Raw genomic sequence first — 25,151 nt, 5'->3', positions numbered from 1 at the left:
AATAGTGGTAAGCGCGGAGGAATGCACCTGCTTTATGAAGGGATGAAGACAGGTTGGATAAAAAGCCAACAGCTGTCACGCAGGTTTGTAATTGTTACATTGCATTAAAAGTGAATATTAAATCATTAATATGAATTTAAATTCATTTATTTCGGTATTGAAACGCTTCAGTTTGCTTATCTTTGTTTTTATTTAGTTAATTGTACTTCTTTATAGGTAAAGTTGTTTTTTGTGCAAGGTTACAATTCTGAAACATCATTTCTGTAATGTTGTTAAAAAGTGCCGGGTTTACTGATTTCAATCAAAACCTGTATGGACAGAAGGTGAATACTTTGTTACTTTAGCGTCAAGAACATGAAATTGGTAAGACCAATTGACTCCGGGCAAATGGCTTAAGACAGGAAATCATGGCCTACAGCAAAATTCGCCAACCAAAACTCTCCGATGTGATTGAGCAGCAGTTGGAGTTTTTAATTCTTGAGGGGACTTTACGCCCCGGGGAAAAACTCCCACCGGAACGTGAGCTGGCAAAACAGTTCGACGTTTCCCGCCCCTCCTTACGCGAGGCGATCCAACGTCTCGAAGCGAAGGGTTTACTGCTGCGTCGTCAGGGTGGTGGCACTTTTGTTCAGAGCAGCCTGTGGCAGAGTTTTAGCGATCCACTGGTTGAGCTGCTCTCCGACCATCCTGAATCCCAGTTTGACCTGCTTGAGACGCGCCATGCGCTGGAAGGTATTGCGGCCTATTACGCTGCATTACGTAGCACGGATGAAGACAAAACGCGTATCCGTGAACTCCACCATGCCATCGAGCTTGCTCAACAGTCCGGCGACCTTGACGGTGAATCAGATGCGGTACTTCAGTATCAAATTGCTGTCACCGAAGCGGCACATAATGTTGTGCTGCTCCATTTGCTCAGATGTATGGAGCCGATGCTGGCGCAGAATGTTCGCCAAAACTTTGAATTGTTGTACGCGCGTCGGGAAATGCTGCCGTTAGTCAGCAGCCACCGAACCCGTATTTTTGAAGCGATTATCGCTGGCAAGCCGGAAGAGGCACGCGAAGCGTCCCACCGTCACCTGGCGTTTATCGAAGAGATTCTCCTGGACCGTAGCCGTGAGGAAAGCCGTCGTGAACGCTCCTTACGCCGCCTGGAGCAACGAAAGAATTAGTGATTTTTCTGGCAGAAATTTAACCAGAAGATGTTGTAAATCAAGCGCTATTTAACGCGCGGCAACTAAACGCAGAACCTGTCTTATTGCGTTCTTTCGCAAGAGTGCAATGGGACAGGTTCCAGATAACTCAACGTATTAGATAGATAAGGAATACCCCCATGTCAGAACGTTTACAAAATGACGTGGATCCGATCGAAACTCGCGACTGGCTACAGGCGATCGAATCGGTCATCCGTGAAGAAGGTGTTGAGCGTGCTCAGTATCTGGTCGACCAACTGCTCTCTGAAGCGCGCAAAGGCGGCGTTCAGGTAGCTGCTGGTGCAGGGGCGAGCGGTTACGTCAACACTATTGCCGTTGAAGATGAACCGGAATACCCGGGCAATCTGGAGCTGGAACGTCGTATTCGTTCTGCTATCCGTTGGAACGCCATCATGACCGTGCTGCGTGCGTCTAAAAAAGACCTCGAGCTCGGCGGCCACATGGCTTCCTTCCAGTCTTCAGCCACATTCTATGAAGTGTGTTTCAACCACTTCTTCCGCGCCCGTAACGAGCAGGATGGCGGCGACCTGGTGTACTTCCAGGGCCACATCTCCCCGGGCGTTTACGCACGTGCATTCCTCGAAGGCCGTCTGACCGAAGAGCAGATGAACAACTTCCGTCAGGAAGTTCACGGTAAAGGTCTGTCTTCCTACCCGCACCCGAAACTGATGCCAACCTTCTGGCAGTTCCCGACCGTTTCTATGGGTCTGGGTCCAATCGGTGCGATCTACCAGGCTAAATTCCTGAAATATCTGGAACACCGTGGTCTGAAAGACACCTCCAAGCAAACCGTTTATGCCTTCCTGGGCGACGGCGAGATGGATGAGCCAGAATCCAAAGGTGCGATTACCATTGCCACCCGTGAAAAACTGGACAACCTGGTCTTCGTTATCAACTGTAACCTGCAGCGTCTGGATGGCCCAGTCACCGGTAACGGCAAGATCATTAACGAACTGGAAGGCATCTTCGCAGGTGCTGGCTGGAACGTTATCAAGGTTATCTGGGGCGGTCGTTGGGATGAGCTGCTGCGTAAAGACACCAGCGGTAAACTGATCCAGCTGATGAACGAAACCGTTGACGGCGACTACCAGACCTTCAAATCCAAAGACGGCGCTTATGTTCGTGAGCACTTCTTCGGTAAATACCCAGAAACCGCTGCGCTGGTTGCTGACTGGAGCGACGAGCAGATCTGGGCACTGAACCGTGGTGGTCACGATCCGAAGAAAGTCTTCGCTGCACTGAAAAAAGCGCAGGAAACGACCGGTAAAGCGACCGTAATCCTTGCTCATACCATCAAAGGTTATGGCATGGGCGACACCGCTGAAGGTAAAAACATCGCTCACCAGGTTAAGAAAATGAACATGGACGGCGTTCGCTACGTCCGCGATCGTTTCAATGTGCCGGTTGCCGATGCTGATATCGAAAAACTGCCATACGTGACCTTCCCTGAAGGTTCCGAAGAGCACACCTATCTGCACGCCCAGCGTGAAAAACTGCACGGTTATCTGCCAAGCCGTCAGCCTAACTTCGACGAGAAGCTGGAGCTGCCAACGCTGGAAGATTTCGGTCCGCTGCTGGAAGAGCAGAACAAAGAAATTTCTACCACCATCGCGTTTGTTCGTGCCCTGAACGTGATGCTGAAGAACAAGTCCATCAAAGACCGTCTGGTGCCAATCATCGCCGATGAAGCGCGTACCTTTGGTATGGAAGGCCTGTTCCGTCAGATCGGTATTTACAGCCCGAACGGCCAGCAGTACACCCCGCAGGACCGTGAGCAGGTTGCTTACTACAAAGAAGACGAAAAAGGTCAGATCCTGCAGGAAGGTATCAACGAACTGGGCGCTGGCGCATCCTGGCTGGCGGCTGCGACTTCTTACAGCACCAACAACCTGCCGATGATCCCGTTCTACATCTACTACTCCATGTTCGGGTTCCAGCGTATCGGTGACCTGTGCTGGCAGGCTGGCGACCAACAGGCTCGCGGCTTCCTGGTAGGCGGTACTTCCGGTCGTACGACGCTGAACGGCGAAGGTCTGCAGCACGAAGATGGTCACAGCCATATTCAGTCTCTGACTATCCCGAACTGTATCTCTTACGATCCGTCTTACGCGTACGAAGTTGCGGTCATCATGCATGATGGTCTGGAACGTATGTACGGTGAAGCGCAAGAGAACGTTTACTACTACATCACCACGCTGAACGAAAACTACCACATGCCGGCGATGCCAGCAGGTGCCGAGGAAGGTATCCGTAAAGGTATCTATAAACTCGAAACCGTTGCAGGTAGCAAAGGTAAAGTTCAGCTGCTGGGCTCCGGTTCTATCCTGCGTCACGTTCGTGAAGCAGCGCAGATCCTGGCGAACGACTACGGCGTAGGTTCCGACGTTTACTCCGTCACCTCCTTCACCGAACTGGCACGTGATGGTCAGGACTGTGAGCGCTGGAACATGCTGCACCCAATGGAAACTCCACGCGTTCCTTACATCGCTCAGGTGATGAACGACGCGCCGGCAGTGGCATCCACCGACTATATGAAACTGTTTGCTGAGCAGGTTCGTACTTATGTACCGGCTGATGATTACCGCGTACTGGGTACCGACGGCTTTGGCCGCTCTGACAGCCGTGAAAACCTGCGTCACCACTTCGAAGTTGATGCTTCCTACGTGGTTGTAGCGGCACTGGGCGAACTGGCTAAACGTGGCGAAATCGATAAGAAAGTGGTTGCGGAAGCCATCACTAAATTCAACATCGATGCAGAAAAAGTTAACCCGCGTCTGGCGTAAGAGGTAAAGAAACAATGGCTATCGAAATCAATGTACCGGACATCGGGGCTGATGAAGTTGAAATCACCGAGATCCTGGTCAAAGTAGGCGACAAAGTTGAAGCTGAACAGTCGCTGATCACCGTAGAAGGCGACAAAGCCTCTATGGAAGTTCCGTCTCCTCAGGCTGGCGTTGTTAAAGAGATCAAAGTCTCTGTTGGCGACAAAACTGAGACCGGCAAACTGATCATGATTTTCGATTCCGCCGACGGTGCAGCAGCAGCTGCACCTGCCAAGGCAGAAGAGAAGAAAGAAGCGGCTCCGGCAGCAGCACCTGCTGCGGCAGCGGCAAAAGACGTACACGTGCCTGACATCGGCGGCGACGAAGTCGAAGTCACCGAAATCATGGTTAAAGTGGGCGACACCGTTACGGCTGAGCAGTCTCTGATCACCGTAGAAGGCGACAAAGCGTCTATGGAAGTTCCTGCGCCATTCGCGGGTACCGTTAAAGAGATCAAAATCAACACCGGTGACAAAGTGTCGACTGGCTCCCTGATTATGGTCTTCGAAGTTGCGGGCGCTGCGCCTGCTGCGGCACCAGCTCAGGCTGCGGCTCCAGCTGCGGCGGCTGCACCAGCAGCTTCCGGTTCTAAAGAAGTGAACGTACCGGACATCGGCGGTGACGAAGTTGAAGTGACCGAAGTGATGGTGAAAGTGGGCGATAAAATTGCCGCTGAACAGTCACTGATCACCGTTGAAGGCGACAAAGCTTCCATGGAAGTCCCGGCTCCGTTCGCGGGTACCGTGAAAGAGATCAAAATCAGCACCGGCGACAAAGTGAAAACCGGCTCTCTGATTATGGTCTTCGAAGTGGAAGGCGCTGCACCAGCAGCCGCTCCGGCACAAGCAGCAGCACCGGCTCCGGCCGCTGCACCTGCGCCAGCTGCGGCACCTGCTCCGGCAGCCGCAGCAGCCGGTAAATCCGATTTCGCTGAAAACGACGCTTACGTTCACGCGACTCCGCTGATTCGTCGCCTGGCGCGCGAATTCGGTGTTAACCTGGCGAAAGTGAAAGGTACCGGTCGTAAAGGTCGTATCCTGCGTGAAGACGTTCAATCTTACGTGAAAGACGCTATCAAGCGCGCTGAAGCTGCTCCAGCAGCAGCGGCTGGCGGCGGTCTGCCGGGCATGCTGCCTTGGCCGAAGGTCGACTTCAGCAAGTTTGGCGAAATCGAAGAAGTGGAAATGGGCCGCATCCAGAAAATCTCTGGTGCTAACCTGAGCCGTAACTGGGTGATGATCCCGCACGTTACCCACTTCGACAAAACCGATATCACCGATCTGGAAGCGTTCCGTAAAGCCCAGAACGATGAAGCTGCTAAGCGCAAACTGGACGTGAAGTTCACCCCAGTGGTCTTCATCATGAAAGCCGTTGCAGCGGCGCTTGAGCAGATGCCACGTTTCAACAGCTCTCTGTCTGAAGATGGTCAGAAGCTGACGCTGAAGAAATACATCAACATCGGTGTTGCAGTTGATACGCCAAATGGTCTGGTTGTTCCGGTCTTCAAAGACGTGAACAAGAAGAGCATTACCGAGCTGTCTCGCGAACTGATGGCGATCTCTAAGAAAGCACGTGATGGCAAGCTGACCGCGGGCGAAATGCAGGGCGGTTGCTTCACTATCTCCAGCCTGGGTGGTATCGGGACGACTCACTTCGCGCCAATCGTTAACGCGCCAGAAGTGGCTATCCTCGGTGTCTCCAAATCTGCGATGGAGCCAGTGTGGAACGGTAAAGAGTTCACTCCGCGTCTGATGATGCCGATGTCTCTTTCCTTCGACCACCGCGTAATCGACGGTGCTGATGGTGCGCGTTTCATCACCATCATCAACAACATGTTGAGCGACATTCGCCGTTTGGTGATGTAACAAAAAAGCCGGCCTGACGGCCGGCTTTTTTCTGGTAACCTTGGGGCTGTTTCGGGGTTACCAGCAACAAAGGACAAAATCGTTTGCCGTTTGTTGTTTAAAAATTGTTAACAATTTTGTAAAATACACGCGGATAGAACGTCCCGGTGGACATGGGCGTAAAAACATAAGCGTCAGACCCGCCGGATATAAATGATAGAGGTCATGATGAGCACTGAAATTAAAACTCAGGTCGTGGTACTTGGGGCGGGCCCAGCAGGTTATTCTGCTGCCTTCCGTTGCGCGGATTTAGGTCTGGAGACCGTAATCGTAGAACGTTACAGCACCCTGGGCGGTGTTTGTCTGAACGTTGGCTGTATCCCTTCTAAAGCGCTGCTGCACGTTGCAAAAGTTATCGAAGAAGCCAAATCACTGGCTGAACACGGTATCGTCTTCGGCGAGCCGAAAACCGATATCGACAAAATTCGTACCTGGAAAGAGAAAGTAATCACTCAACTGACCGGCGGTCTGGCTGGTATGGCGAAAGGCCGTAAAGTGAAAGTGGTTAACGGTCTGGGTAAATTCACCGGAGCCAACACTCTGGAAGTGGAAGGTGAAAACGGCAAAACCGTTATCAACTTCGACAATGCCATCATCGCGGCGGGTTCCCGTCCGATTGAACTGCCATTTATTCCACATGAAGATCCACGAGTGTGGGACTCCACAGACGCACTGGAACTGAAAGAAGTTCCAAAACGCCTGTTGGTCATGGGCGGTGGTATCATCGGTCTGGAAATGGGTACCGTATACCATGCGCTGGGTTCAGAGATTGACGTGGTTGAAATGTTTGACCAGGTTATCCCGGCAGCCGACAAAGACATTGTTAAAGTCTTCACCAAACGTATCAGCAAGAAATTCAACCTGATGCTGGAAACCAAAGTGACCGCCGTTGAAGCAAAAGCAGACGGTATCTATGTTTCCATGGAAGGCAAAAAAGCCCCTGCAGAAGCACAGCGTTATGACGCCGTACTGGTGGCTATCGGTCGCGTACCAAACGGTAAAAACCTCGACGCGGGCAAAGCTGGCGTGGAAGTTGACGACCGTGGCTTCATCCACGTCGACAAACAGCTGCGCACCAACGTACCGCACATCTTTGCTATCGGCGATATCGTCGGTCAGCCGATGCTGGCGCACAAAGGTGTTCACGAAGGCCACGTTGCCGCTGAAGTTATCGCCGGTAAGAAACACTACTTCGATCCGAAAGTGATTCCATCCATTGCGTATACTGATCCAGAAGTTGCCTGGGTGGGTCTGACTGAGAAAGAAGCGAAAGAGAAAGGCATCAGCTATGAAACCGCCACCTTCCCGTGGGCAGCTTCTGGCCGTGCTATCGCTTCCGACTGCGCAGACGGTATGACCAAGCTTATCTTCGACAAAGAATCTCACCGTGTTATCGGTGGTGCGATTGTCGGTACCAACGGCGGCGAGCTGCTGGGTGAAATCGGTCTGGCTATCGAAATGGGCTGTGATGCTGAAGATATCGCGCTGACCATCCACGCTCACCCGACTCTGCACGAGTCTGTTGGCCTGGCAGCAGAAATCTTTGAAGGTAGCATTACCGACCTGCCGAACGCCAAGGCGAAGAAGAAGTAATTCTTCGGATGTGAAAAAAGCGGCTTAACGGCCGCTTTTTTTATGTCTGTAGAACGCTAGCGAAGCGGTAATTGATGTATTTAAAAACATTTCTTTAAAAATATCTGCAAACAACTGGTCATTATCTCAATAATAGTTATGCACTAAACTTATAGCGTGTGAACGATGTTGAGGTGCATCATGAAAGCCTTTCTGACGACGACATTACTTGCCACTACGCTCATTTCTGGTTTCGCCATAGCCGACGATCCGGTTATCCCATGGGCTGATAACAGTGGAGGGACAGAATCCACGCATATTGCATCGATGGGGCAGAACCTCAATGTGCAGCATCAGGCTATCAGCAAAACGCAAGAAGGAGTGTGGGCGGCAAACACGGGTAGCATCAAAGCTGACGAACAGGCGCTTTCCAGTACTCAGCCTGTATCAGGACAGCACGCTTTGACACCATAGTGGTATTTTGTCCCCCAAGAAAAAGACCTGGCTGGTGCCAGGTCTTTTTTTTTTACTGCGTCATCTCATCCCAGGGCTTGTCTCTGGTAAAGACTTTCATCTCTGCCGCTTTCAATGCGGACTGCTCGCCAAGATTAGCCTGATATACCGTATCGTTCTGATCGACAATAAAACTCATGATCCCCGTTTCAGCAAATTTGACGGGCCAGGCAATCAGGGCAAAGCCCTGCGGGTCTTGATCGGCGATAATGCGGAAACGATAACCGTGATAACCAACATCAGGCAGGGTTGGGCTATAGGCTGGCCCCAATGGACTGGGTTCCTCGCCGGGGCCCGTTGGCCAGTAAAGCCCGTCTTTCTGCCCCTCGCTGCTCAGCAATTTTGCGGCGTAATGCTGGAAACGTTGATAGTAATCGTTCTGCGCATCCACATAAGCGTGCATGGCTTGAATGGCCGACAGCTCATTACGGCCGATTTCGCGGGTCTGGATTTCATCCTGCCCCTGAACCATATCAAAGTGCCAGCCTTTGGCCGTCTTGATCATCGGGATCGGCAGTTGCCAGCTGTCGCTACCGACATTGAGATGAGCGGTGTCACCATGTTCATCAATCTGGTGACCTACCTTCCAGTCGCGCAGGAAGCGGGCAACGGCCTCCGGTTCATCTTCACGCTGTGGGAGATACTGGCGCCAGTTATCGCCTAGCACCTCATTGAGCGCGTTATCATCCTGCGTGGTTAGCGCATTGGCAAAGGCGCTGGCGGCTTTTTCCGGCGTAGCGTAATTCTGCTGGGCAAACGCTGGCAGAGTGAACAGCGTCAGCAGGCCGGTGATGATGAGCTTTTTCATAGCGTCTCCTTAGCGGTGATGCAGTTCACGATGTTGAGAGAGATGTTCGCGCGCAGCCGATTTTTGCGCATCGCTGATACCTGACGCATGACGGCTTTGCTGCCCTCGTTGACTCTGCGACTGCCAGGATGGCGAACGGCTATCATTGCCGCTTAACGCATTGGCACGGAGGTTTTGCACCTGCTGCTGGCGATGCTGGTACTGTTCTGAGGTGAGCGAACCTTGATGCTGTTGGAGCTGTTCGCGTCGCTGCTGCTGTTGCGTTGTTGGATTTTGCAGATGAGATTTTGCATTCTCACGGCGCTGTTGCTGTTGTGCCGTCGGATTCTGTAATTTTTGCTTCGCGGTCTGCGCTCCATCATAGCCACGATAGTTACTACGCTGGGTGATCTGGTGCAGCTGATTAGAGGCTGCCTGACGTTGGGCATCACGCGTTCCCGGCGCTGCCACATTGCCTGAGGTTAGGTTTTTGGCCGCACCATTGTGGGTACTGTGCTGGAATTGATTGAGTGCTGCCTGGCGCTGGTTGTCCAGAACTGCAGGCGTGTTCTGTGTGGCACTTAAGCCGCCCGGCACGTTAGTCGGGTGGAAGTGCTGCGCGACATTATTATTTGGGTAAGGCACGTTGTTGCGATACGCCGGATTGTGCTGCCAGTGAGTGTTATTACCATTAAAGTTCTGGCCGGTAATGTGGTTGTAGTTATTGACGTCAATGTTGATGTTGTTATTGCCGCCGCCGTGCCAGCCACCGTCATGATAGTCATCATCGTGATGGTGATGATCGTCATCGTCATCCCAATCGATGCTGCTGAACAGCGCATAGGTGGTTGCTACGCCAAGACTAAAGCCCAGTCCGTTCACAAAGCTGTTGGTGAACTGCTGGCCCGGAGTTGGTGGCAAATAAACCGGAGGGTAGGCGGTGGATGGCCAGGCACCGTATGCGGTATTTGGATTATAAGTTGGCACGTATACGACATTCGGATCGGTGGATTCAATCTTAATAACCTGAGGCGGCGGTGCAGTTACCGTGGTTTTTGTCGTCCCCGAAGAGGCTGGAACAGCGGCTTTTGTGGCGGTGGTGACCTTCTGTTGCGGTGTTGATTTCAGTGTCCCCGTTTGTTGAGCCACCGCGCGAAGTTTTTGTACCGAATTCATTACATCCTGCGGCTGCGCCAGGAAGGCATTGCCAAGGTCCTGAACCCACTGCGGGTTTTCGCCCATCAGTGACAGCAGCGCTGGAAACGCAACCAGTGATTTTACGCTCGGATCCCATGGCTGATTTGCGACGGCCTGCACCGCGGCATCACCTTTTTGAGTGGGGTTATCCTGCGACCACTGTACGGCTTGTAGCACATTGCTGGGGTAGGTAGAGGCCATCAGCACCTGTGACAGTAAGTTGTCAGGATACAGAGCCACGGGAGCCGTTAGCTGGTCAATTTGCGCAGAAGTGTAAGTCGGCGCTGCCGGTTGAACGCTGGCCGTAGGCTCAACCGCTGGAGCCGGAGCTGGGACGGTGGGGTGAACCACTGGCGCCGGTTGCGCATCGGCGGCGCGGCTTTTGACATATAGAGTACCGGAGGCCGCTAGCAGCCCTGCACTGCAGATCAGAGCAAGGATATGAGGCTTAAAAGGTAATGTCATTTGTGTCTCCTGGCGCAAATAGTTTGGCCTGTTGCAGAGAGTATTGTCGAAAATGTCAGCACTGGCGGAAGTATAGGGAGGCTTATTTTTCGTTTTTGACTTAAGTTGGGATCGAGGGTCGAAGTGTGTAACCGGATAAGATTATTGTGTCTAAAAAAACAGTTAAGAATGGGTTTATTTTGGCCTTAACGATTCAGCAAGTATTTAATGTTGCTTTTTTGTAAACGGATTAACACCCTCTGGAAATCCTGCTATGCTGGCCCACGCGGTACCGGGCTTTTACCCTACAAACTGCTGTCTCACAGGAGCGTGAAGAGATCGCCGACCGCATATGACAATGAGAGCGAGGAGATACCGTCGTGCTAAAAGAATACCGTGAGCACGTAGCTGAGCGTGCCGCCGAAGGGATTGTTGCCAAACCCTTAGATGCAACCCAAATGGCCGGCTTGGTTGAGCTGCTAAAAAATCCGCCTGCTGGCGAAGAAGAATTCCTGTTAGACCTGTTAATTAATCGTGTACCGCCGGGCGTTGATGAAGCCGCCTATGTCAAAGCGGGCTTCCTCGCAGCCGTTGCGAAAGGCGAAGCGACCTCTCCGCTGGTTACCCCTGAAAAAGCCGTTGAACTGTTAGGCACCATGCAGGGTGGCTACAACATCCATCCGCTGATCGATGCCCTGGACGATGCAAAACTGGCACCGATTGCCGCGAAAGCGCTGTCCCAGACTCTGCTGATGTTTGACAACTTCTATGACGTAGAAGAAAAAGCCAAAGCGGGCAACGTCTATGCGAAACAGGTTATCCAGTCCTGGGCTGACGCAGAATGGTTCCTGAACCGTCCGCAGCTGGCTGATAAAATCACCGTTACCGTCTTTAAAGTTACCGGCGAAACCAACACCGATGACCTGTCTCCTGCACCGGATGCGTGGTCCCGTCCAGATATTCCACTGCACGCGTTGGCAATGTTGAAAAACGCCCGCGAAGGCATTGACCCGGATCAGCCGGGCGCCGTTGGCCCGATCAAACAGATCGAAGCGCTGCAGCAAAAAGGTTTCCCTCTGGCCTACGTTGGCGACGTTGTGGGTACCGGTTCTTCCCGTAAATCCGCAACCAACTCCGTACTGTGGTTTATGGGCGACGATATCCCGCACGTGCCGAACAAGCGCGGCGGTGGCCTGTGCCTCGGCGGTAAAATTGCACCTATCTTCTTTAACACCATGGAAGATGCGGGCGCACTGCCAATTGAAGTTGACGTGAACAAGCTGAACATGGGCGACGTGATTGACGTATACCCATTCAAAGGTGAAGTGCGCAATCACGAAACCAACGAGCTGCTGGCAAACTTCGAACTGAAAACGGACGTATTGATCGACGAAGTGCGCGCCGGTGGCCGTATTCCACTGATCATCGGCCGTGGCCTGACCACTAAAGCGCGTGAATCGCTGGGTCTGCCGCACAGTGATGTCTTCCGTCAGGCGAAAGACGTGGCGGAAAGCAGCCGTGGCTTCTCTCTGGCGCAGAAAATGGTTGGCCGTGCCTGCGGCGTGACCGGTATTCGCCCTGGCGCATACTGCGAGCCGAAAATGACTTCCGTGGGTTCACAGGACACCACTGGCCCAATGACCCGTGACGAACTGAAAGACCTGGCGTGCCTGGGCTTCTCTTCCGATCTGGTGATGCAGTCGTTCTGTCACACCGCTGCATATCCGAAGCCGGTTGATGTCACTACGCACCACACTCTGCCTGACTTCATCATGAACCGTGGCGGCGTATCGCTGCGTCCGGGCGATGGCGTTATCCACTCCTGGCTGAACCGCATGCTGCTGCCAGATACCGTGGGCACCGGCGGTGATTCCCACACCCGTTTCCCAATCGGTATCTCTTTCCCTGCGGGCTCGGGTCTCGTGGCGTTTGCTGCTGCGACCGGTGTGATGCCGCTGGATATGCCGGAATCCGTTCTGGTGCGTTTCAAAGGCAAAATGCAGCCAGGCATTACTCTGCGCGATCTGGTACATGCTATTCCGCTGTACGCGATTCGTCAGGGTCTGCTGACCGTTGAGAAGAAAGGGAAGAAAAATATCTTCTCTGGCCGCATCCTGGAAATTGAAGGTCTGCCAGATCTGAAAGTCGAGCAGGCGTTTGAGCTGACCGATGCGTCCGCAGAGCGTTCTGCGGCGGGCTGTACCATCAAACTGAACCAGGCTCCGATTGAAGAGTACCTGACCTCCAACATCGTGCTGCTGAAGTGGATGATTGCGGAAGGCTACGGCGACCGCCGTACTCTGGAACGTCGCGTGCAGGGCATGGAAAAATGGCTGGCGGATCCGCAGCTGCTGGAAGCTGATGCTGATGCCGAATATGCGGCAGTGATCGACATCGATCTGGCGGATATCAAAGAGCCAATCCTGTGTGCGCCAAACGATCCTGACGATGCCCGTCTGCTGTCCGATGTGCAGGGTGAGAAGATCGATGAAGTGTTTATCGGTTCTTGCATGACCAACATTGGCCACTTCCGTGCGGCAGGTAAACTGCTGGATGCGCATAAAGGCCAGCTGCCAACGCGCCTGTGGGTGGCTCCGCCAACCCGTATGGATGCGGCACAGCTGACGGAAGAAGGCTACTACAGCGTGTTTGGTAAGAGTGGCGCACGCATCGAAATCCCTGGCTGTTCCCTGTGTATGGGTAACCAGGCGCGCGTAGCGGATGGGGCGACGGTGGTTTCTACCTCTACCCGTAACTTCCCAAACCGTTTAGGTACCGGTGCTAACGTCTTCCTGGCTTCGGCTGAGCTGGCGGCGGTGGCGGCGCTTATCGGTAAACTGCCTACGCCGGAAGAGTATCAGACCTACGTTGCGCAGGTTGATAAGACGGCTGTTGATACCTATCGTTATCTGAACTTCGACCAGCTGGCTCAGTACACTGAGAAAGCCGATGGCGTGATTTTCCAGACCGCGGTTTAAGGTGATTGATCGGGGAAAGCGTGTAAACGCCGCCTCCGGGAAATGGGAAAGGGGAGAGCATTAGCTTTCCCCTTTTTTATTTCTGCGATACACAGTAAAGGTCTATGCCGGCTTTTATCCTTATTCCTAACCGCTTTTTGCCGCACGGCAATTCATCCTCCCACCGCTTCGTACCAGCCTGTCGGCATAGATGGCGGAATAATGCCCGGAAATTGATGATAATACGGTCATACCGGTGGCGAACGTGCTTTTATTTGCACGACCTCTACCTGGCGCGCTTTTTTTATTGCCCGCTGCTGCGATAATTACCTATAGGTACAATGCAGCGGTGACGCATTGCCTTTGTAGAGGAACAGATCATGGAATACGAATTTCTGCGCGACGTTACCGGAGGGGTAAGAGTACGTATGTCGATGGGCCACGAAGTGGTCGGTCACTGGTTTAACGAAGAGGTCAAAGATAACCTCTCACTACTGGACGAAGTAGAACAGGCCGCACGTACTGTAAAAGGCAGTGAACGTTCATGGCAGCGCGCCGGGCATGAGTACACCCTGTGGTTGGATGGTGAGGAAGTGATGATTCGCGCCAATCAGCTGGAGTTCTCTGGCGATGAAATGGAAGAAGGGATGAACTACTACGATGAAGAGAGCCTATCGCTCTGTGGCGTCGAAGATTTTTTGCAGGTTGTTGCCGCCTATCGGCAATTTTTACAGCAAAAATAAGGTAGTCTGATTCGCCCCCAAAGCGAGCGCCTCCCTTACCGGGAGGCGTTTGCGTTATGACTGTTTAGCCAGAGGGTTGGCGGCAACGGTATCGATAATACTGACCGAATAGACCATGGTTGCCCCTGGTGGAATTTTTGGGGGACGGCCTTCAGTACCGTATGCGCGTTCGGCAGGGATTACAATGGTCACTGTCCCGTGATTTTGCAGGCGCTTGATTGCCGCAAGGAATATCGGAGGATAGGTTTTTAATTTTTGTGACAGGACCTTATCCTCTGCAGCCATATCATTGATGACGGTTCCATCGGTAAGCATTTCCTTGATAGTGACGGTAACAATATCATCGTCATGAATTTTACCTTCGCCCAAAGAGTCAATGCGGCTATAGGCTCCTTGACTCAGCATCACCCCTTTTTGTTTCGCGAATTCTTCCTGATAGCGCTTGCCATCACTTGCTGCCTGTTGCTCAACTTTCTGTAAACTCCTGGCTACCTTTTCAGAGGCGGTAAATAGGGCTTTATCACGCGTTTTTTCATCTAAAGCGATTGTTCCTGAGAAGGCATCAGCGATTCCTTGTAGGGCGGTGTTAAGATCGATTTTGATGCCCTGAGCATCTCGGGTCGATAACATTTTTAGCGCTTTATCTCCCAGAGACACGCCAATCGAATAGGCTTGTTGCTGGGACTCACTGGAGAGATCGAGCGGTGTCGTCTTACTTTTACTGTTGGTGCTGCTTAGCTGCGCGTTGAGCTGTTTGATTTGATCCGTTTGTGCCAGCAGACGCTGTTTATCTTTTTCCACTTGCTGGGCCAGCGCCCCGTTATTCTCAGATGACTGCAGCTGTGCGATGGTGAGTAGATCAAGTTTTGTTGTCAAAGCCAGCAGTTCTACTTTGGTATCGGTTAGTTTTGCCGTGATGGCCTGCTTATCGGCCGCGGCAATACCAAGCTTTTTCGTTAACGCCTCTTTTTCCGTTGTGATGGCGTTGAGTTTTGTCAGAAGATTTTCTTTCTCACTTTCCACGTCGCTGACTTTTTTGCTGAAAACCTTCTGGGCCGCTTCGCTTGCTGTCAGTTTTTCGGTAAACGTGCGTTTATCAGATACTGCGCTGGTTAGCTTTTCGGTCATTTCTCTATTTTTTGCTTCCGTGTTGGCTAACTGTGTTTTCAGCTCCTGTTCCTGGGCGGCGACCGTAGACAGGAAGGTCTCCAGCTTATGCTTCTCTGATTCAACAAGGGAAAGCTTTGCCGCCTGCTGTGCTATCATTTTTGCTGTTTCGGCAGATTTTGCCGTGTTCTGCGTTTTTGTTTTATCCACAGCGAGTGCCTGCTGGATTAACTGCTGTTTTTCCGCGGTGGCCGCGTCGAGTTTTTCCTGCAACTGTTTTAGTTTTGCGACCAGCATCTGTTGCTGGGCCGGTGCTGATGATATTGCAGTGGATTTGTCCGCCAACTGCTTTTGCAGTTGGCGAATTGTTTTATCTTTTTGCGCAATAGTTGAAGATTGATCTGAGATTCTTTTTATATGTTGAGGCTTTGAGTTGTTAACTATCTCAGTATTTATTGGTTTGCTCACAGCGATTTTTTCTGAGTTTTTATTTTCCTGCGTTTGCTGCTGTGCATAATCCAGAAATGCCGGGCCTGAACCGTTGCTGTTTGAATTCGCCGTTACGTTCGCTAACATTTCTTGTTCGGCATAGGCATTATGCGAAAACAATAGCGCTAACGTAATGATTAGCGCCAACGTATTTACATAAAGCGTAATCAATATTTTCATGATTTAATATTGTCGCCACGCTTAACCAGACTGTCTATCAACTCCTTTTCGATATCAGCACATAGCTTGATTGATTTAAACTGATACATTGAGTCAATTCCTTGTTTTGTCGGTTCGGCCACCTTATTACGCACGGCATTGTACTGCGATGCCGCGTTGATTAAGGCTGTAAAATCATTACCCAATTTTGCGGCCTGTTGAGGACTCACTTCTTTTAGCGACTCTAAAGCCTGACGGCAGGTATTAATACGCTCTTGCTCACTGGCGACTCGGCGTTGCTCAGTTTGTTGTTGAGTTTGCTCGCTCTCTGATGCTTGTTTTGCCAGCCCGGATGATGGTTGGGATTGTGTCGAATGACAGCCAGATAACAAAATAATAGCCAGCGGTACAATGCGGATAATAGAAGATATATTCAAGGTCTCATTCCATTGATGGTCGGGTTTGATATCGAGCGATGGTAGTGTTGAGATATTAATAATGCAATGCGTGATGATGTGTTTTTTAATATGTGAATAGTGATTTTTATATTTATTTATTAACGCAACGCTTAATGAATTGTTGAAGTGAGATGTGAATTGAAGATAAGGATTGATGAAACGCTGAGAGCAATATCGCGCTATGTAGCCGCCTGATACGGCTACATGTTTATCTCACGCGAAGATTTATTTTTATTTTACGTAAGCGAGAAGGCTAAGGGAGTCCCGGGCCAGCGCTTTGCATTTTTTCGCGGTTGGGATACCGATACCGCTGAGGTCGCGATAGCTGTCTTCACCGAGTGCTTTCATATTGAAGGTATCGTAGTTGCTCAGATCCCACTGGTTCTGCTGAGCAAAAAAGACCAGCGCACGACGAATTTGCGTGTTAGGCAGGTTCTGGTAGCCACAGTCATTTTTCAGGAACACAAATACCGCCGTCAGATCGGCCATATCTTCCGCTTCAGATTCGCTTAGCGCATAACTTGAGCTGGAGATCGCCAGCAGCGATCCAAGCAGCACAGTCCGGAAAAACATTGTCATTTCTTATACCTTACATCGTCGATATTCAACGTTAACATACTTCCCAACGGGACGGGGAGCATTATTCGCCGCTTTATGCTTGACCTTCCCGCAGGGGTAGGGTTTAAGCTCAATTAATCACCAGAAGCCGAAAAGGATGTAACGATGCATCGTCGTGATTTTATCAAACTGGGTGCCGCTATCGGTGCCGTCAGCGCCTTGCCTTTGTGGAGCCGGGCGGTATTCGCCGCCGAACGTACCACGCTTCCCATTCCACCTTTACTCACTCCTGATGCGAATAACCAGATACTGATTAACGTGCAGGCCGGAAAGACGCAGTTTGGCGGGAAAACGGCGACCACCTGGGGATACAACGGCAACCTTTTGGGCCCGGCGATAAAGCTTGAGCAATGGAAGCTGGCAACGGTGAAAATTAGCAACAGCCTGGCAGAAGAAACCACCGTGCATTGGCATGGACTGGAAGTCTCTGGTGATGTTGACGGCGGGCCGCAGGGGGTGATTCAACCCGGTGCCAGTCGTACGGTCAGCTTTACGCCGACGCAGCGTGCGGCGACCTGTTGGTTCCACCCGCATCAGCACGGAAAAACCGGGCATCAGGTGGCGATGGGGCTAGCGGGTCTGGTATTGATTGAGGATGAAGACAGTCAGAAGCTGATGCTGCCGAAGCAGTGGGGTATCGATGATATCCCAGTGATTATGCAGGATAAGAAATTTACCGCAGCGGGCGAGATTGACTACCAGCTCGATATCATGAGCGCAGCGGTGGGGTGGTTTGGCGATACTCTGTTGACCAACGGTGTCCAGTATCCGCAGCATGCGCCGCCGCGCGGCTGGGTGCGTCTACGTCTGCTGAATGGCTGCAATGCTCGTTCGCTGACGATTGCCGCCAGTGATAAACGTGCGCTGTATGTGGTCGCCAGCGACGGCGGCCTGCTGGCGGAGCCGGTGCAGGTCAATGAACTGCCGATGCTGATGGGCGAGCGCTTTGAAGTGCTGGTGGATGTCCGCGACGGCAAGCCATTTGATCTGGTCACGCTGCCGGTAACACAGATGGGGATGGCCATTGCGCCATTTGATAGCGCGGTACCGGTGCTGCGCGTGCAGCCGGTGGGGATTCCCGGTTCGGGGACGCTGCCGGATTCGCTGGCCTCCATGTCCGCGCTGCCCTCGCTGGACGGGATCACCCAGCGTAAGCTCCAGCTATCGATGGACCCGATGCTCGACATGATGGGTATGCAGGCGCTGATGAAGAAGTACGGCAATCAGGCGATGGGCGGCATGGATCACGGCAACATGATGGGACATGGCGGCATGAAAATGGATCACGGTGGGATGGGTAATATGCATCACGGTGATGGTGGTTTTGATTTCCATAATGCTAACCGTATAAATGGTAAGGCATTTGATATGAATGAACCGATGTTTGCCGCGACCAAAGGGCAGTACGAGCGCTGGGTGATTTCCGGTGAAGGCGACATGATGCTGCACCCATTCCATATTCACGGTACCCAGTTCCGTATTTTACGTGAAAATGGTCAGGCTCCAGCGGCTCATCGTACAGGCTGGAAAGATACGGTACGCGTGGAAGGCGGGGTGAGCGAAGTGCTGGTGAAATTCGACCACGAGGCATCGAAAGAGAACATGTATATGGCGCACTGCCACCTGTTGGAACATGAAGATACCGGCATGATGCTCGGATTTACCGTATAAAAAAGCCGGATGCGCGTTAGCGTCATCCGGCCTGCTGTCAAACCCCGAGTGTGTTTATATCGCCTCGGGGTTTTTCTTGCGCTTACTTCGCGTCGTCCGGGAGGGCGTATGCCACGATGTAGTCGCCCATTTTTGTGCCAAACGAACCGTGACCGCCGGCAGAAATGACAACATACTGCTTGCCATTCACTTCATAGGTCATCGGTGTTGCCTGGCCGCCTGCTGGCAGACGTCCCTGCCACAGTTTCTCACCGTTACTCATGTTATAGGCGCGCAGGTAGTTATCAGCCGTGGCGGCGATAAACAGGACGTTACCGGCTGTTGAAATTGGGCCGCCCAGCATTGGCATACCCATATTGAACGGCAGCGGAATTGGCATCGGGAACGGCAGGCTATCCTGCGGCGTACCCAGACGTTTTTTCCACACCACTTCGTTGGTTTTCAGATCCAGCGCCGAGATGTAACCCCAGGCCGGCTGTTTGCACGGTAGGCCAAACGGTGACAGGAAAGCGTTCAGCGTCACGCCAAACGGTACGCCATACTGCGGCTGAATACCGGACTCGGTACCGCTGGATTTTGCGTCTTTCGGCGGTTCCATCGGGTTGCCTGGGCCACGAGGGATAAGCTTCGATACGAACGGCAGCGCCATCGGGTTGGCAATTGCCACCTGACGGTTTGGATCGACAGAGATACCACCCCATTCAAACATTCCGAGGTTACCCGGGAACACCAGCGTACCCTGTTCAGATGGCGGCGTGAAAATGCCTTCATAGCGCATCTGATGGAACATCACGCGGCACACCAGCTGGTCAAACATGGTGGCGCCCCACATGTCCGCGCCAGTCAGATCTTTCTTCGGACGGAAGCTGAGATCAGAGAATGGCTGCGTTTTGGTGACGTAGTCGCCTTTGGCTGCACCCTGCGGAACCGGTTTTTCCGGGGCCGGAACGACCAGCTCGCCGTTACGACGATCCAGCACGAAGATGTTGCCTGTTTTCGCTGGAGCATAGACAACCGGTACTGTTTTGCCGTTAACCGTAATATCTGCCAGCGTAGGCTGGGACGGCATATCCATATCCCACAGGTCGTGGTGGACGGTCTGATAGCTCCAGGCCAGTTTACCAGTGGTCGCATTCAGCGCCACAATTGAGCTCGCGTAGCGCTCCTGCTCAGGTGTGCGATTACCGCCCCAGATATCCGGGGTGGTCACGCCCATCGGCAGATAAACCAGATCCAGCTTCGCGTCATAGGCGGCTGGCGCCCACGAGTTTGGTGAGTTGAGCGTGTAATGGTGTTCGTCATCCGGGATAGCGTTCGGATCTTTAGCACCCGGATCGAAAGCCCACAGCAGTTTGCCGCTGTTGATGTCGAAACCGCGAATTACGCCAGAGGGCTCACGAGTCGAGAAGTTATCGGTGACCGCACCGGCAATCACGATCACTTTATCGGTGACGATAGGTGGTGATGTCGGTTCGTACATGCCTGGTGTGGTCACTGGCATGTTGGTCTGCAGATTGAGGATACCTTTATTGGCGAAGGACTCGCACAGCTTGCCGGTATCGGCGTTGAGCGCAAAAATACGACCATCGTTTACCGGCAGGATGATACGACGTGGGCAGTCGGCCACCACATCCGGCGAAGCGTTGGCGGCCGTGGCTTCATGGTATGAAACACCGCGACAGGTCACATGCTGGAAGCTCGGGTCGGTGCCCAACTGCGGGTCAAAGTGCCACTTCTCTTTACCGGTTGCCGCATCCAGAGCAAACACGCGCTGGTGGGCGGTACAGAGATACAGCATGTTGCCGATTTTAATCGGTGTCACTTCGTTGGTGATTTCACCCGGATCGTTTGGCTGCTTCAGGTCGCCGGTACGGAATACCCACGCTTCCTTCAGATTGTGTACGTTATCCGCATTGATTTGCTTGAGCGGGGAGAACCGTTGACCTTCCTGATTGCGCCCGTAAGCAGGCCAATCCTGATCGGCAACCTGTGAGATAGGCTCGGCAGGCGTAGCATCCGCGCTCAGCGTGCCGTTCACCTCCTGCGGGTCGTTAAAACCGGCCCAGGTGAGGATCCCGGCGCTAATCAGCAGGGCAACCAGCAGCGCGGCGACCGCACCGCTGGAAGGTACTACCAGACGATGCCAGACGAATGGCAGAATCAGCCACACGCCGAAGATGACCAGCACATCGCTGCGCGGCGTCAGCGCCCAGAAGTCAAAGCCAACTTCCCAGACGCCCCAGACCATGGTGGCGACCAGCAGTAGTGCGTAAAGCCACAGTGCTGAACGCTTCGCGCGCCAGAGCATCGCGGTAATACCCAGCATCACCAGACCTGCGATGGGGTAGTACCAGGAGCCGCCGATCGCGACCAGCCATATACCACCGATTAACAAATACAGCCCGCAGAATGCCGCGAAGAGGGCCGTTAGCCTCACGAGTAGCCGTGATTGTTGAGATTTTGTTTCTGCCATAGAAAGGTGTCCATTCGTTTGTTAATTATTGCTTTCATTTCATTATAGGATTTAACAAGTGTGATCGAAATCACAAAATGAGCTTTATTATCGAATTAACGGCCCGATCCCTTTTACTGGTATACTTTCTCGCTTGCTGATCAACCTGGTGCCTTAGGGTTAACAGGTTGAGTGATTTACATTTAAAATCATGTGGTTAGTTAAATGAAACATACTGTTGAAGTGATGATCCCGGAAGCGGAGATCAAAGCACGTATCGCCGAATTAGGTCGTCTGATTAATGAGCGCTACCAGGATAGCGGCAGCGAAATGGTGTTAGTGGGCCTGCTGCGCGGCTCGTTCATGTTCATGGCTGACCTGTGCCGTGAAGTACAGGTTCCGCACGAAGTCGATTTTATGACGGCATCCAGCTATGGCAGCGGTATGTCCACCACCCGCGACGTGAAAATCCTCAAAGACCTCGACGAAGATATTCGTGGTAAAGACGTGCTAATCGTTGAAGACATTATCGACTCAGGTAACACCCTGTCGAAAGTGCGTGAAATTTTGGGGCTGCGCGAGCCGAAATCGCTGGCCATCTGTACGCTGCTGGATAAACCATCCCGCCGTGAAGTTGATGTGCCGGTTGAGTTTATCGGATTCTCCATCCCTGATGAGTTCGTGGTCGGTTACGGTATCGACTATGCTCAGCGCTATCGCCATCTGCCGTACGTTGGCAAAGTGGTCATGCTGGACGAGTAATATTGCGAGGAGCGCCTGCTGGCGCTTCACTTATCAGGCCTGCGGGCACAGACCTGTAGGCCGGGTAAGGCATCGCCACTGCCCGGCACTTTTCACTTACTTGTGGTTGATGTGCTTTAACTTGAGGTTGGAAATTCCGTGGCGGTAGCGCTGTTCCAGAGTCTCGCGGCTGGTGGCCGTGACATCAAGATCGCGCAGCAGGCCATCGTGAATACCGTAAGCCCAGCCGTGAATCATCACTTTCTGACCGCGCTTCCACGCTGACTGCATAATGGTGGAATGACCGAGGTTATACACCTGCTCCATAACGTTGAGTTCGCAAAGGGTATCCATGCGACGTTCCGGCGGCATCTCGCCAAGCAATGAGCTATGTTTGAACCAGATATCGCGGATGTGCAGCAGCCAGTTGTCGATAAGTCCCAGTTCTGGGTTTTCTACCGCCGCCTGAACGCCGCCGCAGCCATAGTGGCCGCAGATAATAATGTGTTCAACTTCCAGCACATCAACGGCATACTGCACCACGGAAAGGCAGTTGAGATCGGTATGAATCACCAGGTTGGCTACATTACGGTGAACAAACAGTTCGCCAGGCTCGAGCCCGGTCAAACGTTCGGCGGGAACACGGCTGTCAGAACACCCAATCCATAAAAAGCGCGGTTTTTGCGCTTGCGACAGTTTCTCAAAAAAACCGGGATCCTCTTCTACCAGCATTTTTGACCATAGTGCGTTGTTGCTGATGAGTGTATCTATGTCGTTCATGGAGGCTGTAACCAAGTAAATTGCGTTGGGCTAATATAGGGCAACTCCTGATTTATTAAAACCAAATACTCGTTGTACTTTACGTTGCCACTGCGTTGGCTTTCCTCGCTTACCCCAGTCACGTACTGGTGTACGCTCCTGGAGATTCGCTGCGTCGCCGCCTTGTCGCAACGTAAATTACGTAGAGTAAATATCAAGTATCAGAATGTAAGGTAAGCAAATATCTATGACCATTGCACTGGAATTAGAGCAACTGACGAAAACCTATCCCGGCGGCGTCCAGGCGCTGCGTGGGATAGATTTACAAGTTGAAGCCGGCGATTTTTATGCGCTTCTGGGGCCGAACGGCGCGGGGAAATCCACTACCATCGGCATTATCAGTTCGCTGGTGAACAAAACGTCCGGGCGCGTCAGCGTCTTTGGCTATGATCTGCAAAAAGACGTGGTCAATGCCAAACGCCAGCTGGGTCTCGTGCCGCAGGAGTTCAACTTCAACCCGTTTGAAACTGTACAGCAAATCGTCGTGAACCAGGCGGGTTACTACGGCGTTGAGTACAAAGAAGCGGTTATCCGCAGCGAAAAATACCTCAAGCAGCTCGATTTGTGGGAAAAACGCAATGAACGTGCGCGGATGCTTTCCGGTGGTATGAAGCGTCGCCTGATGATTGCTCGCGCGCTGATGCATGAGCCTAAACTGTTGATTCTCGATGAACCTACGGCTGGCGTAGATATTGAGCTGCGCCGCTCAATGTGGGGATTCCTCAAAGATCTCAACGATAAAGGCACTACCATTATCCTCACCACCCACTACCTGGAAGAGGCAGAAATGCTGTGCCGCAATATCGGTATTATCCAGCGTGGTGAACTGGTGGAAAACACCTCGATGAAGAATCTGCTTTCCAAGCTGAAATCAGAAACCTTTATCCTCGACCTGGCGCCGAAAAGCCCGCTGCCGAAGCTGGAAGGCTACCAGTATAGCCTGGTGGACACCTCAACGCTGGAAGTGGAAGTGCTGCGTGAGCAGGGAATTAACAGCGTCTTCGCGCAGCTTAGCGCACAGGGAATTCAAGTATTGAGTATGCGTAACAAAGCGAACCGCCTGGAAGAGCTGTTTGTTTCACTGGTTCATGAAAAACAAGGAGATCGCGCATGATGCAGCTTTATTGGGTCGCGCTGAAAAGCATCTGGGCGAAAGAGATCCACCGCTTTATGCGTATTTGGGTGCAGACGCTGGTGCCGCCCGTCATCACTATGACGCTGTACTTTATCATCTTCGGTAACCTGATTGGCTCGCGGATTGGCGAAATGCACGGTTTTAGCTACATGCAATTCATCGTGCCGGGCCTGATCATGATGGCGGTGATCACCAACGCTTACGCCAACGTGGCGTCATCGTTCTTCAGTGCCAAGTTTCAGCGCAACATTGAAGAATTGCTGGTTGCCCCGGTACCGACGCATGTCATCATCGCCGGTTTTGTTGGCGGTGGCGTCGCGCGTGGCCTGTGTGTCGGCGTTCTGGTGACCGCCATTTCACTCTTCTTTGTGCCATTCCAGGTGCACTCATGGGTTTTCGTCGCGTTGACGCTGGTGCTGACGGCGGTACTGTTCTCGCTGGCCGGCCTGCTGAATGCTGTATTCGCCAAAACCTTTGACGACATTAGCCTGATCCCAACCTTCGTGTTGACGCCGCTGACCTATCTGGGTGGGGTGTTCTATTCGCTGACTCTGCTGCCGCCGTTCTGGCAGGCGCTGTCGCATCTGAACCCGATCGTCTACATGATTAGCGGCTTCCGCTATGGTTTCCTCGGCATTAACGATGTGCCGCTGGTCACCACCTTCGGCGTGCTGGTGGTGTTTATCGCTGCCTTCTACCTGCTGTGCTGGTATCTGATCCAGCGCGGGCGCGGTCTGCGCAGTTAATTACGCTGTCTTTCCCGGCAGTTAACCGCTGCCGGGAAGCGTTTTTTGACAACCATCACCCCAAATTATCGATTGCTTCGCTAAACTACTTGCCTGCTAAGGAGGCAAGCTATGTTGGGTTGGGTGATTTCCTGCCATGACGATCGCGCACAGGAACTGCTGGATCGTCTGGAAAAAAAATATGGTCCGCTACCGCAGTGTCGGGCGGTGAATTATTGGCGCGGATTAAGCGCCAATATGCTGAGTCGCATGATGTGCGAAGCGCTGCATCAGACTGACTCGGGCGACGGTGTTATTTTCCTCACCGACAGCGCAGGCGCTGCGCCGTATCGTGTGGCATCGCTGATGAGCCACAAGCACAGCGGCTGTGAAGTCATCGCCGGTATCCAGTATTCATTGCTTGAGCAAATGGTTCCAATGCGGGAATCCACGAGCAGCAGCGAGTTTCGTCAGCGTATCGTTGAGCTGGGAACGCCGGGAGTCACGAGCTTGTGGCATCAGCAGCAGAAAAATCCCCCCTTTGTTCTACTCCATGATTTGTATGAGAATTAAACGTTGGTATTGATGCCGCTTTTGTTACAATAAACAGGTCGGTTCCCGCTT

19 protein-coding genes are annotated in these 25,151 nt (G+C 52.5%); 12 read left to right on the top strand and 7 right to left on the bottom strand.

Translation table 11 applies throughout. The features are described from left to right. The first annotated feature begins 407 nt into the window (after nt 1-407). The 5 genes from pdhR (at nt 408) to KP80_RS07690 (ending at nt 7,986) form a co-directional block, all read left to right on the top strand. Entirely contained in the window at nt 408-1,172 is a 765-nt protein-coding gene (pdhR, locus tag KP80_RS07710) for a pyruvate dehydrogenase complex transcriptional repressor PdhR (RefSeq protein ID WP_052283012.1), read from the top strand. A gap of 161 nt (nt 1,173-1,333) precedes the next feature. After that, nucleotides 1,334-3,997 (top strand): pyruvate dehydrogenase (acetyl-transferring), homodimeric type, encoded by a 2,664-nt coding sequence (gene aceE / locus KP80_RS07705; RefSeq protein ID WP_052283011.1) that lies wholly within the window; start codon nt 1,334-1,336, stop codon nt 3,995-3,997. A gap of 14 nt (nt 3,998-4,011) precedes the next feature. After that, on the top strand, nt 4,012-5,901 hold the full coding sequence (gene aceF, locus KP80_RS07700) for a pyruvate dehydrogenase complex dihydrolipoyllysine-residue acetyltransferase (RefSeq protein WP_052283010.1): 1,890 nt from the start codon (nt 4,012-4,014) through the stop codon (nt 5,899-5,901). 207 nt (nt 5,902-6,108) lie between these two features. After that, nucleotides 6,109-7,533 carry a dihydrolipoyl dehydrogenase gene (gene lpdA / locus KP80_RS07695; RefSeq protein WP_052283239.1) on the top strand — a complete coding sequence of 475 codons (1,425 nt, stop codon included), beginning with the start codon at nt 6,109-6,111 and terminating at the stop codon, nt 7,531-7,533. Between the two features lie 180 nt (nt 7,534-7,713). After that, entirely contained in the window at nt 7,714-7,986 is a 273-nt protein-coding gene (locus KP80_RS07690) for a hypothetical protein (RefSeq protein ID WP_052283009.1), read from the top strand. Between the two features lie 52 nt (nt 7,987-8,038). On the opposite strand, the gene KP80_RS07685 is transcribed toward KP80_RS07690, so the two are convergent. Both KP80_RS07685 and KP80_RS07680 read right to left on the bottom strand, forming a co-directional pair. Then, a complete protein-coding gene (locus KP80_RS07685; RefSeq protein ID WP_052283008.1) occupies nt 8,039-8,833 on the bottom strand; it encodes a DUF2950 family protein in 795 nt (264 codons plus the stop codon). Nucleotides 8,834-8,842: 9 nt separating this feature from the next. Further along, complete coding sequence (locus KP80_RS07680) at nt 8,843-10,474, bottom strand: DUF3300 domain-containing protein (protein WP_052283007.1); 1,632 nt, start codon at nt 10,472-10,474, stop codon at nt 8,843-8,845. Between the two features lie 359 nt (nt 10,475-10,833). Here KP80_RS07680 and acnB point away from each other — a divergent pair, with 359 nt between their 5' ends. Both acnB and yacL read left to right on the top strand, forming a co-directional pair. Next, the gene (gene acnB / locus KP80_RS07675; protein ID WP_052283006.1) at nt 10,834-13,431 is read left to right on the top strand and encodes a bifunctional aconitate hydratase 2/2-methylisocitrate dehydratase; all 2,598 of its coding nucleotides are present in this window, start codon (nt 10,834-10,836) and stop codon (nt 13,429-13,431) included. A gap of 359 nt (nt 13,432-13,790) precedes the next feature. Then, nucleotides 13,791-14,153: a protein YacL gene (gene yacL, locus KP80_RS07670; protein WP_052283005.1), complete on the top strand. Its 363-nt coding sequence runs from the start codon at nt 13,791-13,793 to the stop codon at nt 14,151-14,153. Between the two features lie 54 nt (nt 14,154-14,207). Here the strand turns inward: yacL and KP80_RS07665 are convergent, their stop codons facing one another. The 3 genes from KP80_RS07665 to KP80_RS07655 form a co-directional block, all read right to left on the bottom strand. After that, the gene (locus KP80_RS07665; protein ID WP_052283004.1) at nt 14,208-15,929 is read right to left on the bottom strand and encodes an FKBP-type peptidyl-prolyl cis-trans isomerase; all 1,722 of its coding nucleotides are present in this window, start codon (nt 15,927-15,929) and stop codon (nt 14,208-14,210) included. Continuing rightward, a complete protein-coding gene (locus KP80_RS07660) occupies nt 15,926-16,345 on the bottom strand; it encodes a hypothetical protein (protein WP_052283003.1) in 420 nt (139 codons plus the stop codon). The genes KP80_RS07665 and KP80_RS07660 overlap by 4 nt, the downstream gene beginning before the upstream one ends. Before the next feature lie 252 nt (nt 16,346-16,597). Next, nucleotides 16,598-16,945 carry a YacC family pilotin-like protein gene (locus KP80_RS07655; RefSeq protein ID WP_052283002.1) on the bottom strand — a complete coding sequence of 116 codons (348 nt, stop codon included), beginning with the start codon at nt 16,943-16,945 and terminating at the stop codon, nt 16,598-16,600. Between the two features lie 144 nt (nt 16,946-17,089). On the opposite strand from KP80_RS07655, the gene cueO reads away from it, so the two are divergent. Then, entirely contained in the window at nt 17,090-18,655 is a 1,566-nt protein-coding gene (gene cueO, locus KP80_RS07650; RefSeq protein ID WP_052283001.1) for a multicopper oxidase CueO, read from the top strand. An 82-nt stretch (nt 18,656-18,737) separates the two neighbouring features. Here cueO and KP80_RS07645 read toward each other — a convergent pair whose 3' ends face one another. Beyond that, nucleotides 18,738-21,128 carry a glucose/quinate/shikimate family membrane-bound PQQ-dependent dehydrogenase gene (locus KP80_RS07645; protein ID WP_052283000.1) on the bottom strand — a complete coding sequence of 797 codons (2,391 nt, stop codon included), beginning with the start codon at nt 21,126-21,128 and terminating at the stop codon, nt 18,738-18,740. Nucleotides 21,129-21,332: 204 nt separating this feature from the next. Between KP80_RS07645 and hpt the strand changes: the two genes are divergently transcribed. Continuing rightward, on the top strand, nt 21,333-21,869 hold the full coding sequence (gene hpt, locus KP80_RS07640; RefSeq protein WP_052282999.1) for a hypoxanthine phosphoribosyltransferase: 537 nt from the start codon (nt 21,333-21,335) through the stop codon (nt 21,867-21,869). 96 nt (nt 21,870-21,965) lie between these two features. Here the strand turns inward: hpt and can are convergent, their stop codons facing one another. Further along, nucleotides 21,966-22,628: a carbonate dehydratase gene (gene can / locus KP80_RS07635; RefSeq protein ID WP_052283238.1), complete on the bottom strand. Its 663-nt coding sequence runs from the start codon at nt 22,626-22,628 to the stop codon at nt 21,966-21,968. 226 nt (nt 22,629-22,854) lie between these two features. On the opposite strand from can, the gene KP80_RS07630 reads away from it, so the two are divergent. From KP80_RS07630 to KP80_RS07620, 3 genes are all read left to right on the top strand, one after another. Continuing rightward, nucleotides 22,855-23,781, top strand: coding sequence for an ABC transporter ATP-binding protein (locus KP80_RS07630; protein ID WP_052282998.1), 927 nt, complete (start codon nt 22,855-22,857; stop codon nt 23,779-23,781). After that, on the top strand, nt 23,778-24,548 hold the full coding sequence (locus KP80_RS07625) for an ABC transporter permease (RefSeq protein WP_052282997.1): 771 nt from the start codon (nt 23,778-23,780) through the stop codon (nt 24,546-24,548). Before KP80_RS07630 ends, KP80_RS07625 begins: the two co-directional genes overlap by 4 nt. Before the next feature lie 111 nt (nt 24,549-24,659). Then, nucleotides 24,660-25,100 carry a PTS sugar transporter subunit IIA gene (locus tag KP80_RS07620; RefSeq protein ID WP_052282996.1) on the top strand — a complete coding sequence of 147 codons (441 nt, stop codon included), beginning with the start codon at nt 24,660-24,662 and terminating at the stop codon, nt 25,098-25,100. Nucleotides 25,101-25,151: the final 51 nt, after the last annotated feature.

The organism is Kluyvera genomosp. 1, from assembly GCF_001266615.1.
GTDB classification, from domain to species: domain Bacteria; phylum Pseudomonadota; class Gammaproteobacteria; order Enterobacterales; family Enterobacteriaceae; genus Kluyvera; species Kluyvera cryocrescens_A.
This window is presented reverse-complemented; position numbering and strand designations above follow the sequence as displayed.

Excerpts from the sequence above, each read along its gene's own strand:
- KP80_RS07645 (WP_052283000.1), bottom strand. The coding sequence starts at position 21,128 with ATGGCAGAAACAAAATCTCAACAATCACGGCTACTCGTGAGGCTAACG.
- KP80_RS07665 (WP_052283004.1), bottom strand. The coding sequence starts at position 15,929 with ATGAAAATATTGATTACGCTTTATGTAAATACGTTGGCGCTAATCATT.
- yacL (WP_052283005.1), top strand. The coding sequence starts at position 13,791 with ATGGAATACGAATTTCTGCGCGACGTTACCGGAGGGGTAAGAGTACGT.
- lpdA (WP_052283239.1), top strand. The coding sequence starts at position 6,109 with ATGAGCACTGAAATTAAAACTCAGGTCGTGGTACTTGGGGCGGGCCCA.
- KP80_RS07680 (WP_052283007.1), bottom strand. The coding sequence starts at position 10,474 with ATGACATTACCTTTTAAGCCTCATATCCTTGCTCTGATCTGCAGTGCA.
- KP80_RS07620 (WP_052282996.1), top strand. The coding sequence starts at position 24,660 with ATGTTGGGTTGGGTGATTTCCTGCCATGACGATCGCGCACAGGAACTG.
- can (WP_052283238.1), bottom strand. The coding sequence starts at position 22,628 with ATGAACGACATAGATACACTCATCAGCAACAACGCACTATGGTCAAAA.
- aceF (WP_052283010.1), top strand. The coding sequence starts at position 4,012 with ATGGCTATCGAAATCAATGTACCGGACATCGGGGCTGATGAAGTTGAA.
- KP80_RS07625 (WP_052282997.1), top strand. The coding sequence starts at position 23,778 with ATGATGCAGCTTTATTGGGTCGCGCTGAAAAGCATCTGGGCGAAAGAG.
- KP80_RS07655 (WP_052283002.1), bottom strand. The coding sequence starts at position 16,945 with ATGACAATGTTTTTCCGGACTGTGCTGCTTGGATCGCTGCTGGCGATC.
- KP80_RS07685 (WP_052283008.1), bottom strand. The coding sequence starts at position 8,833 with ATGAAAAAGCTCATCATCACCGGCCTGCTGACGCTGTTCACTCTGCCA.
- pdhR (WP_052283012.1), top strand. The coding sequence starts at position 408 with ATGGCCTACAGCAAAATTCGCCAACCAAAACTCTCCGATGTGATTGAG.
- KP80_RS07630 (WP_052282998.1), top strand. The coding sequence starts at position 22,855 with ATGACCATTGCACTGGAATTAGAGCAACTGACGAAAACCTATCCCGGC.
- KP80_RS07690 (WP_052283009.1), top strand. The coding sequence starts at position 7,714 with ATGAAAGCCTTTCTGACGACGACATTACTTGCCACTACGCTCATTTCT.
- aceE (WP_052283011.1), top strand. The coding sequence starts at position 1,334 with ATGTCAGAACGTTTACAAAATGACGTGGATCCGATCGAAACTCGCGAC.
- cueO (WP_052283001.1), top strand. The coding sequence starts at position 17,090 with ATGCATCGTCGTGATTTTATCAAACTGGGTGCCGCTATCGGTGCCGTC.
- hpt (WP_052282999.1), top strand. The coding sequence starts at position 21,333 with ATGAAACATACTGTTGAAGTGATGATCCCGGAAGCGGAGATCAAAGCA.